The 3,206-nt window shown below is 51.2% G+C and carries 2 rRNA genes; both read right to left on the reverse strand.

What is annotated here, in order from left to right:
• Positions 1-2 precede the first annotated feature (2 nt).
• A 5S ribosomal RNA gene (gene rrf / locus LACWKB10_RS09620) occupies positions 3-119 on the reverse strand.
• 77 nt (positions 120-196) lie between these two features.
• Positions 197-3,105, reverse strand: a 23S ribosomal RNA gene (locus LACWKB10_RS09625).
• Between the last annotated feature and the right edge of the window lie 101 nt (positions 3,106-3,206).

Here is a 3,206-nt window from a genome sequence, read left to right on the forward strand (position 1 = left end):
AAGCACGGCAGCGTCCTACCCTCGCAGGCAGTCTCCCACCAACTACTCTCGGCGTGAAGAAGCTTAACTGCTGTGTTCGGCATGGTTACAGGTGTTTCCTTCTTGCTCTTGCCACCGTACTTTTTCTCTTTCTTTGAGCTTTTACACTCAAAACTAAATATAATCCTCTTTAAAAAACCTTAATTGCCATTAAGCTTCGGTCAAGTCCTCGACTGATTAGTACTGGTCCGCTCCAAGCCTCGCGGCTCTTCCACTCCCAGCCTATCTACCTCTTAGTCTTTGAGGTGTCTTACTACTTGCGTATGGGAAATCTCATCTTGAGGGGGGCTTCGCACTTAGATGCTTTCAGCGCTTATCCCGGCCATACTTAGCTACCCAGCGATGCCTTTGGCAAGACAACTGGTACACCAGCGGTATGTCCATCCCGGTCCTCTCGTACTAAGGACAGCTCCTCGCAAATTTCCTACGCCCACGACGGATAGGGACCGAACTGTCTCACGACGTTCTGAACCCAGCTCGCGTGCCGCTTTAATGGGCGAACAGCCCAACCCTTGGGACCGACTTCAGCCCCAGGATGCGACGAGCCGACATCGAGGTGCCAAACCTCCCCGTCGATGTGAACTCTTGGGGGAGATAAGCCTGTTATCCCCAGGGTAGCTTTTATCCGTTGAGTGATGGCCCTTCCATGCGGTACCACCAGATCACTAAGCCCGACTTTCGTCCCTGCTCGAGTTGTCGCTCTCGCAGTCAAGCTCCCTTATACCTTTGCACTCTGTGAATGATTTCCAACCATTCTGAGGGAACCTTTGGGCGCCTCCGTTACACTTTAGGAGGCGACCGCCCCAGTCAAACTGCCCGTCTGACACTGTCCCATGCCTCGCTTAGAGGCCCTGGTTAGAGCAGCCATCAAACAAGGGTAGTATCCCAACATTGCCTCTGATAACACTGGCGTGCTATCTTCTCCGGCTCCTACCTATCCTGTACATGTTTAACAGCTGCCCAATATCAAATTGCAGTAAAGCTCCATGGGGTCTTTCCGTCCTGTCGCGGGTAACCCGCATCTTCACGGGTATTATAATTTCACCGAGTCTCTCGTTGAGACAGTGCCCAAATCATTACACCTTTCGTGCAGGTCGGAACTTACCCGACAAGGAATTTCGCTACCTTAGGACCGTTATAGTTACGGCCGCCGTTTACTGGGGCTTCAGTTCGCTGCTTCGCTTGCGCTAACAGCTCTCCTTAACCTTCCAGCACCGGGCAGGTGTCAGCCCCTATACGTCGTCTTACGACTTGGCAGAGACCTGTGTTTTTGATAAACAGTTGTTTGGGCCTATTCACTGCGGCTGGCTTTTATACCAGCACCCCTTCTCCCGAAGTTACGGGGCGATTTTGCCGAGTTCCTTAACGAGAGTTCTCTCGCTCACCTGAGTGTTCTCCACTCGACTACCTGTGTCGGTTTGCGGTACGGGTACGCAGCTTCTCGCTAGAAGCTTTTCTTGGCAGTGTGACGCTTGAACCTTCGCTACTTTGATTTCGCTCCTCATCACGCCTTGTGCTTAACAGTAACAAGCATTTGACTCATTACTACACTTAACGCTTGAACATGGCTTCCAGCGCCATGCGTTCTTTGCCTCCTGCGTCCCTCCTTCGCTGTTAACGAAGCTGCGCAGTACAGGAATTTCTACCTGTTGTCCATCGACTACGCCTTTCGGCCTTGCCTTAGGTCCCGACTTACCCTGGGCGGACGAGCCTGCCCCAGGAAACCTTAGTCTTTCGGCGGACAGGATTCTCACCTGTCTTGCGCTACTCATACCGGCATTCTCACTTCTAAACGCTCCACTTATCTTCTCAGTTAAGCTTCGCCGCATTTAGAACGCTCTCCTACCACGTGCATTACTGCACATCCACAGTTTCGGTACTATGCTTAGCCCCGGTAAATTTTCGGCGCAGCGTCACTCGACTAGTGAGCTATTACGCACTCTTTTAATGATGGCTGCTTCTGAGCCAACATCCTAGTTGTCTACGCAACTCCACATCCTTTTCCACTTAGCATAGATTTGGGGACCTTAACTGGTGATCTGGGCTGTTTCCCTTTCGACTACGGATCTTATCACTCGCAGTCTGACTCCAGTGCCTCGATCTCTGGAATTCGCAGTTTATCTGAATTCAGTAACCCCTGACGGGCCCTTCGTCCAAACAGAGCTCTACCTCCATGATCGTCCTGGCACCAGGCTAGCCCTAAAGCTATTTCGGAGAGAACCAGCTATCTCCAAGTTCGTTTGGAATTTCACCGCTACCCACAACTCATCCCCGCAATTTTTAACTTACGTGGGTTCGGTCCTCCAGTGCGCTTTACCGCACCTTCAACCTGGTCATGGGTAGGTCACTTGGTTTCGGGTCTACATCAGCTAACTGCTGCGCCCTCTTCAGACTCGCTTTCGCTCCGGCTCCGTCTTTTCTGACTTAACCTCGCTAGCTAACGTAACTCGCCGGTTCATTCTACAAAAGGCACGCCATTACCCTTTAATGGGCTTTGACTATTTGTAGGCACACGGTTTCAGGTTCTCTTTCACTCCCCTCCCGGGGTTCTTTTCACCTTTCCCTCACGGTACTGGTTCACTATCGGTCACAATGTAGTATTTAGCCTTGCGAGATGGTCCTCGCTGCTTCAATCGGGATTCCTCGTGTCCCGACCTACTCAGGATCCTGCTCGACGCGCTTCGGATTTCGCTTACGGGGCTCTCACCCTCTCTGGCTTACCTTCCCAGATAATTCTGCTATCCTCTGCGCTGCCTTTTTGCAGTCCTACAACCCCAAATGATAAATCATCTGGTTTGGGCTCTTTCCTCTTCGCTCGCCGCTACTAAGGAAATCGATCTTTCTTTCTCTTCCTGCAGCTACTTAGATGTTTCAGTTCACTGCGTCTTGCCCCATACGGCTATTTGTTCACCGCCTGGTAATGCATCTGCATGCATTGGGTTCCCCCATTCGGATGTCTCCGGATCTCTGCGTACTTACCGCTCCCCGAAGCCTTTCGTGGTTCGTCACGTCCTTCTTCGCCTCATTGTGCCTAGGCATTCACCGTGCGCCCTTCTTTACTTGACCTTACTCAAGATACTCTCTCGGTCGCTCTTTGGCAATCTCTTCTCTTTTGATTGTTTCTCGGTTTTTTCTTGGATTATATTCAGTTTTCAATGTACTAACTC

Origin of the sequence: Lactobacillus sp. wkB10, from assembly GCF_000760615.1 — a bacterium.
Classification (GTDB): domain Bacteria; phylum Bacillota; class Bacilli; order Lactobacillales; family Lactobacillaceae; genus Lactobacillus; species Lactobacillus huangpiensis.